Source organism: Methylobacterium sp., from assembly GCF_019745455.1.
Lineage (GTDB): Bacteria > Pseudomonadota > Alphaproteobacteria > Rhizobiales > Beijerinckiaceae > Methylobacterium.
The window spans coordinates 21,465-28,820 of record NZ_JAIETD010000119.1 but is presented as its reverse complement, the minus strand read 5'-3'; the positions used below and the strand labels follow the sequence as shown (position 1 = coordinate 28,820).

Here is a 7,356-nt window from a genome sequence, read left to right as displayed (position 1 = left end):
GTCCGGTGCCGAACTTTACCGCGCAGTCGGTACCATCAGAGCGGAAGCCACGGCACGAATTACGTTCACTCCCACTCAATTGCTTATAACACAGTCAAATCATTGATTTAACTGTGTTTTTTCTTGTCCGCAGCATCAAAAGCCGACCCATAGGCCGTCAAAAACTTACGGTGTTGATTTTAAAGGGAAATTCCCCTGAAAATTTTTTTGCGTGGCTTCGGTATCTATCGAGGTCGATCGCCTCTTGAGACCCGTTTTCGACCGCACGGATAGCTCTCACTGCGAACCAAGAAAGTACCGTCGCGAAGCTCATATCACGGTACGCTCTGCGATGCGATCCGCCACAGCAGTGTCATCCAAGCGCCATCCCTTCATCCGGCGACCAGACAACTACGTCACGCGGCCGCCCACGGAAGGGCTCTCCCAAGAGCGCCAAGCCGTCGCGGAAAAGCGCATAGTGGTAAGGCTCGTCGGCCTCGGCCACGGCAGCGCGATCTCCTGCGGAGAGCGCAAACCCCGTTGGTTCGACGGTTGGAAGCCTCATCGTCGCTGGCGGCCCCACGCCTCGGCCGCGGATCGCATTGCTCAGTGTGTTCAGGAATTCAGCCCCCGCCTTCTCCTCGATCGCGAACGAGCCGAAATCAGAACGAGGATGACCTGGTCGCGAAAACCGTGTGCGCTGTGCAAATCGCCACCAACCGTGGTGATCGAAGAAATCATCGATCCACCATGGAGGGCCTTCTGGTCGCGAAAGCCACGGCGTCGCCGCCAGATAGGTTCGACCGGCATAGTCAAATCGAAGAAGCGGAACATCGGTTCGCTCCGGAGGAGCGGAATCCGGAAAACGGAGCCAGTCGATCCAATTTGTCACATCCGGCGCGCCCATCAGCAGAAAGTTAGACCGATGAGTCGCCAACGCCATCGACGCAGGCGTAGCTTCGGGTGCCTCGTCAGCATGAACGACATCCGTGGATGCGGTCCGTTTTCGCGGCTTGGAGATCCGCGTCTCCGATACGGCCAGGAAGCTCCCGGCTGTCGTCGGCTTTGACCCGAATGCAATCGAATAGCCGTGGATTACCTTTCCGAACGGCGACGGCTTCGCGACAAAGGGCTTTACCTGCTTGATGTACTTTTTCTTCGCCGAGTTCGCTATTTTCGCTGCGCTCGCATCTTTGGCGAACGAGCCGTGCGCCTCGGCAAGCACAACACCGTGGCCGGACGCGTTGCCGCCTTCGTAGATGAAATCCGCATGGGGATCGAGCGACGACGACAGGCACGCCGCGTTCGCTCGCCATGCGTAGCCGAGAGCGTCCATGTAGAGGTGGGCAATGCCAGCGCCGACCTTGGCCGCAAATTGAGACCCGGCAGTATCCGCGAGAAATTTGAAATGAGATTCGAGCGCAAACGCCGATCCATCCTGGAGCAGCGTCTGCAGTTCGATCAGAGCACTTTGCTGCAACCCGTCGAGCAAGGCGACGGGCGCATCATCCCAGGTCGTTGCAGTCCTCGCGATCGCGGCCGCCAACGCCATCGGGTTGAAAGATAGACTCGACTGGGCCGGCGGCGCCACGAAATGCGGAGAGACCGGGTTTGGTACGTGACCGTGTTTCGTATGCTTCGTCAAACCAATCAGCTTGGTCGACGTTCCCAGCCCCGAGGTCGACACGAGCCCGCTCATTCCTTCAACTCCGTAGCCTGGGCTACAAGGTCGACGAGTTTCCACCCTTGATCCGTGGCAGGCCCCATCAGCGCCGTTGCTTCAGATTTGCGCAACGCCAGGCCAAGCAATTCCCGCGGTCGAGTCACACCCACGAAGACGTTGGTCGCGGCGGTGAGTCCCACCCCCGTAAATGGCTGGTCGGTAACGCCGAATGCACGGGGAAGCACTGTGGTAAGATCGATGCACTGCTCGCCTGCGCTGCTGCCTTTCCATACCTCGCTCTCGACGACGAGAATTCCGTCCACACTCTTTCCCTTGACCGAGTGGATCGATCCCAGCCGCAGTGTGAGCTCGTCGAACCGCACCTGCTTCGTGGAGCGGCGTTCAGGGTCGGTAAGGTCGGCCTTTTGCTCGGCGACGAACCCACAAAATGCGGCGATATCGTCCTCAGCACCGTCAGGATGCGGGGCGAAGAGAGGCAGCAATAGTTCCGTGAACGCTTGCCATGCTCCCTGATCCCACACGGCATCGCCGGCAAGCACATAGTCCCGTAAAACTCGCCGTACAGCGCGCGGCAACGCGAGGTCGCGACGCGATAGTGCCGCCCACACATTATGCGCGGTAATCGGACGTTCATTTGCCGCTTTCCACCCATGGGCGCGCGCCAAACCGGAAATGCCGACCGCGAGCATCTCGCCAACCTCAGCGGGAGGGCGTGCTGCGGCATGGTGTACCGCAGCCTTCCGAAGCTGCCGGCAAAGGAGGTTGGCCTTCCCGCGAGAACCACCCTCGCTGCGATATGCCGGATGATAGTCGACGAGACTCTTCGGCTGCCACGCTCCCTTCTTGGCGGGCAGATTATGACGCGATGCGACCGCCCAGACGTCGCGCCTACTGCAATCGTCGCCCCACAGCGCGCGCGCTTCTTCGGCGAAGGCTTCCAGAACCCCGCCGATCGTACCCTCGTCGAACAGAAACATCACCCGCGACGCGGGCCGTATGCCCAAGCCCACAATCGTCTGAGCCTGGCGCGCCGTCAGCCGGCTTGCAAAACCGGCGATCTCCCCACCGAACCTGCGGCTCGTGTCGAGAGGGATACAACCGGGCCCCGGTGTCCAATAGGCTGGCGCCGTTCCATCGTCCTCATAGAGCGTTTGATTGCTGTCCCCGAGGCGTTGGAACGCCGCCCCGTCTTGCTTGAAGACATGCTCCAGCAACCGAAGTTGTTCGCCATGGGTGTCCTGTGCCTCATCAAGAATGACGAGCGGGAAGCGATCGCGAAGCCGCTCGGCAAGAGCCGGGTTTTCACGGAGCGCACGCCACGCGAGCGCGGTCATGTCAGCGTATCGATAGAGCCCGCTCTTGACCATCGAAGCCTTGAGCTGGGCCAATGCTTTCCCGCAAGGCGTGTCGACGCCGTGCTGCCCCTTACGCCGGCGCACCGCTAACGATGAAGGGGATATCGCAGCGTCGGTGAAGGCGGGATCGAGAACCAGGTTAGCTATCCAATCCTCAAGCCCTCGCTTCAGCTTGAGTTTCGGATTCTTGGCGAGACTGTCGAGTACACCCCAGTTTGGATAACGTCGCAGCGCCTCGGCCGCGAAGGCATCGTCGTCAATTTGCCGCACGCTCCAACCCAGGCCCCGAAGATAGGGCAAGGCAAGATATTGGTTGATGAAGGCCGTGACCGTGCCGGTAAAATGAGGATAAGCCGTTAGCCGTGCTGCGGTCGGGTGGCGGGCGATCAGGTCTTCGACCTCCGTCCGTGCGGCATTGGTATGTGAGATCACGCAGACGCCTCGCCTGCGGGTCAACCAGTTACGCGAAAGCAGCGCGAGCTTCGCCGCCAGCAGCGTCGTCTTACCATTGCCGGGCGCAGCCTGGACGTCACATGGGGTGGCCTTCGCCAGAAAGTCGGCCTGGCTCGGGTCAGTAAAATCGCAACCGCCCAGCTCGGCGCCAAGTTCAGCAAGCAGTTCGGGTGTGAGCGGCAGGATCTCGAACATGATGTTACCCCTCCACCGCCGCCGCGCCTTCAATCCCGGCGGCCCCGATCTCTTCATCTTCAGCATCCGGCTCAGGAGCAGTCGCTGGCGCGCCGGGAAGATAACCACCCGTCACGTAGTCGATCGCGCGCACCAGATAAGGAGGAAGCCAGTCGCGCATCTGCTCCGGTGTATCCGCGCGCTTGCGCAGGATGGCGGCGAGTTGTTCGGCGACCTCGGCCTTGGAGGCTTCCTTGTCATGGACGGGCTGGTAGATCTTGACGGCGATCTCGGTCGCAGAGTGTCCAGCCTCTTTCCAGCCCGCGTAGGTTTCACTGGCCTTCTTCACGATCTTCGCGAGCCACTCGGGCTTACGGCTGCTGGTCTTGGCGAGTTGGACGGCTTGGTGAACGCTCTCGGCAAGCTCGGGCCGAAGCGCGAGATCGAATTCAAGTGTCCAGCTATCGGCGATGAAAGCGTCGACGGGATCTCCGACGTCGCGCCGCAGCGTCTTCAGCCGCGCTGCGATCTCGTCCTGAGTCAACTCGTTCTCGGTCTTACGGTCGCCGACGAGGTCTTTCGCTTCGGGCGGCGGGATGTCCCTGTCGGGGATCAGCGCCACGGGCACCGGGATCGCGTTCCCGGCCTTACGCTGCAGAATCCGGCTGTAGCGGAACAGACCACGGTGGCCGACATTGACGATCGACACGCCGTGACGGCTGAGCGGACGGTCGAGCTTCTCGGCGATTGCCGGCAGCAACAGGTGCTCACCGTCGCCCTCGACGACAATCAGCGCACGGGCGAAGAACAGGTTGGCCTTGGTCGCGTCGAGGAACCGACGAAGGAACTCATAATCGTCCACTTCAAGCCGGGTATGGGCCGCTCCCAGCGGAAAGGCGCGGTGACCGACGATCATCGTCATGGTCTCAAGCTCGGCGCCGGCAGCGAGCTGAGGGCTATGGGTGGTGAGTAGCACCTGGACCTGCTGATGGGTCTCGCCCTTGTCGGGGTCCGGCTTGGCAGCACGGGCCGCCAGCACTTCCATGAAGAGCGTCTGGTGTTGCGGATGTAGATGGGCCTCGGGCTCCTCGATCAGCAGAAATGGCACCTGATCGGGATGGGACTGGAGCAACAACAGCTCGGCCGCCATGAATAGCAGGTTGTTGTAGCCCAGGCCGCGCTGGATGCGCTCGGTGCCCGCCTTGGCATTCAGGTAGAGTTCGAACCGCTCAAGAATCTGATCGAACGAACCGCCAGCGCCGAGATCCAGCGTCGCGACGAGGCGGTCGTCCACGAATGACAGCTTGTCGAGGAAATCCGTGTTGACGCTGCTGGCGACGCCGCCAACCGCGGCGTTGTTTCGGACGGCCACATCAGCCGCCGTCAGCGTGTCATGGAGCGTTGCATCGCTACCCTGCGCGGCGGGTTTGCTTTGCGGCCCCATCGTGGGCATCGCGCCGAGGATTCGCGACAGGCGTGACCGTCGGCCCGCACGCATCTCGCGCTCGGCGTCGCGCAACGGTTTGAGATAGGTGGCCTTCAGATACTCGCGCAGTTCCCCGTCGAGCGGCAGACCTTCGCCTTCCGCGCCGGCGCGATGCTGGCTGGAAATAATGCTGCCGCCACCTGGCGAGACGCGCCGGGAGCCGCGCATGCAAACGTGCAGGCGAAGCTTTCCCTTTTCGTTGGCGCACCATTCAAGAAACCGGGCCTCTTCGTCAGCACTGAGATCGTCGAAGGTGCAGCGAACGATGAAGTCGCATCCGCGCGTGCCGTCTGCACCAACATGGAAGTCGTGTTCGTCCGGACGGATATAGTCGTCGCCGCGTGTCCAAAGGACGTAGCGGGCAGCATCGATAATCGCGCTCTTGCCGGCGTCGTTTGGCCCGACGAGAATGTTGAGGCCGGACGAGAGCTTTAGCAGCAACGGGGCGGTCGGGTCGAAGCACCGGAAGCCACTCGCATAGATTTCGGAAATGTACATCGCCGCCCCAGCTCGCTTTTTGTTATCCTGCCGCGCTATTGGCTCGCGCGGTGATGTCTGCGCAGCGCTCCATGAGCGTCTCGAAAGGCTCGGCTTCATCGAGAAGGAGCCCATCGTCGATCATCCGCGCGTAATCTTCTGCGAGAGCCTTCGCGCCGTCGCCGGCCGGCACGAGTTGCAAACCGCCGTTCACGGCTGAGGCGTAATCGATCGGAGATCGGTCGGCGGCCTTCTCGGCGAAAAACATCGCCTTGTGACGTGCCACGGCGTTGGCCAGTTCGCGATCAGCGAAGGCCGCCGCCGCGAAGCCGGCTTCATCGAGACGCACCACGTCATGCCAGTGACGCGCGAAACGATCACCGCGCAGCCGCTCCTGAAGGCAAAAGACGTGGATCGCGGTCGCCTTCTCCCAGAACGTCCGCTCGGCATGCATGACCCTCGGTCGAGCCGTTGGAAAGACCACTCCATCCACCAGCCCGGCCGCGTCGCAGGTGACATCGCGCGGGGTCGCAGGTTCACCCGTCGAGCGGGCGCCGAATTCGAGCATGACGCTAGGGGCAACGTAGCCGGACCCTGCCGTCGTCGCCTCATAGTCGATGAAGAGCTTATCGCCATCGACCCGGATCGCCGCAGACAGGTGGCCCCTCGCCAGGGCTTCGGCGATGACCGGCTGAACGGCTCCGGTCACCCATTGCGGCAGGCGCTCGCGCACTGCGCTGGTCCAGCGCTTTTCCTCGCTTCGCGTCCTGGGTAGCGCCTCGCCATTGTCTCCAACGAGGTCGGGGGCGAGCGCACGGATGTCGTAAGTCAGATCGACATCCTCGGAGAAGCGTCGGATGACCTGATAGGCCTTTGAGAGCGACGTGCCGCCCTTGAAGACGAGATGTTCTCCAAGCGGCGAGCCGTAGAGCGTCGCCAGCGCCCACACCACCCATGCGTCCTTCTCCAGAAGGTGTGCTGGTCGGCCTGAACGGTCGGCCGCGACGCTCAAGGCCTCCCGGCGATCCTCGGCCGGAAGGAGCAGGAAGGCGTCAGCCATGCGCGACCTTTCCCACGCTTTGCGCGAGCCAGGTCGGAAGCTGCGGTGCCGCCGCCACCAGCTCGCTGAAGGCGGCGGGCGGCAGCTTCCGTTTCAGGGTCTTGAGGGCCGCCTCGGCCTTCTCCGGCCCCAACCAGGCGAGTGCTCGCACGGCCTGACCCGCTGGCCGATGCGGCATGGCGAGCTGCCAGCGAGGTGCGTGGCGAAGCTCGACGGTCTGCTTGCCAAGGCTCATTTTCCGGGTGCGCCCCGACGTCAGATAGACGGACCGGACCGGCACCTGCGTGGTCAGCCCGAGGCTATTGGCGGCAGCAGCACCGCTCGAGACGATAACCTCGCCGCGCTGGGCGGCGAGCGCCTCGACGGCCTGTTCCACCGACGGCGCCCTGGTCCCAAACCGGCTCGTAACCGGCAGGAGGTAGACTCCGCGTCCGGCCCGGATCAGTTGCCCCCGCTCGGCCAGGCGCGACAGGGCCTGATCCACCGCGGCGCGATTGCCAAGGTGAAGCAAGCTCTTAGCTGCAACGGGCGTGCCCTCCGACAGCCGCGTCGCATGCTCAAGAATCTGTTCAGTCAAGCGCTGCATCGCAAATCTCCTGTCAGAAATATACGCGGTTTTCTGACAGTTTTCAAGATTGGCTAGATGCCTGCCCTCCCGACCTGCCCATCTGTCGAGAGCGGCCCCCGT

Annotated in this window: 5 protein-coding genes; all 5 read right to left on the bottom strand. The window is 62.5% G+C overall.

The features are described 5' to 3' along the window. Positions 1-352: 352 nt before the first annotated feature. From K2Y56_RS21265 to K2Y56_RS21245, 5 genes are read right to left on the bottom strand one after another with little or no spacing between them, the layout of a single operon-like run. Entirely contained in the window at positions 353-1,678 is a 1,326-nt protein-coding gene (locus K2Y56_RS21265; RefSeq protein WP_151690315.1) for a hypothetical protein, read from the bottom strand. Next, a complete protein-coding gene (locus tag K2Y56_RS21260; RefSeq protein ID WP_192799397.1) occupies positions 1,675-3,666 on the bottom strand; it encodes a UvrD-helicase domain-containing protein in 1,992 nt (663 codons plus the stop codon). Before K2Y56_RS21260 ends, K2Y56_RS21265 begins: the two co-directional genes overlap by 4 nt. Positions 3,667-3,670: 4 nt before the next feature. Continuing rightward, positions 3,671-5,629, bottom strand: a complete 1,959-nt coding sequence (locus tag K2Y56_RS21255; protein WP_192799398.1) for an AAA family ATPase — start codon at positions 5,627-5,629, stop codon at positions 3,671-3,673. A gap of 22 nt (positions 5,630-5,651) precedes the next feature. Further along, positions 5,652-6,668 (bottom strand): nucleotidyl transferase AbiEii/AbiGii toxin family protein, encoded by a 1,017-nt coding sequence (locus tag K2Y56_RS21250; protein ID WP_151690318.1) that lies wholly within the window; start codon positions 6,666-6,668, stop codon positions 5,652-5,654. After that, the gene (locus K2Y56_RS21245) at positions 6,661-7,254 is read right to left on the bottom strand and encodes a DUF6088 family protein (protein WP_151690319.1); all 594 of its coding nucleotides are present in this window, start codon (positions 7,252-7,254) and stop codon (positions 6,661-6,663) included. Before K2Y56_RS21245 ends, K2Y56_RS21250 begins: the two co-directional genes overlap by 8 nt. Positions 7,255-7,356 lie beyond the last annotated feature (102 nt).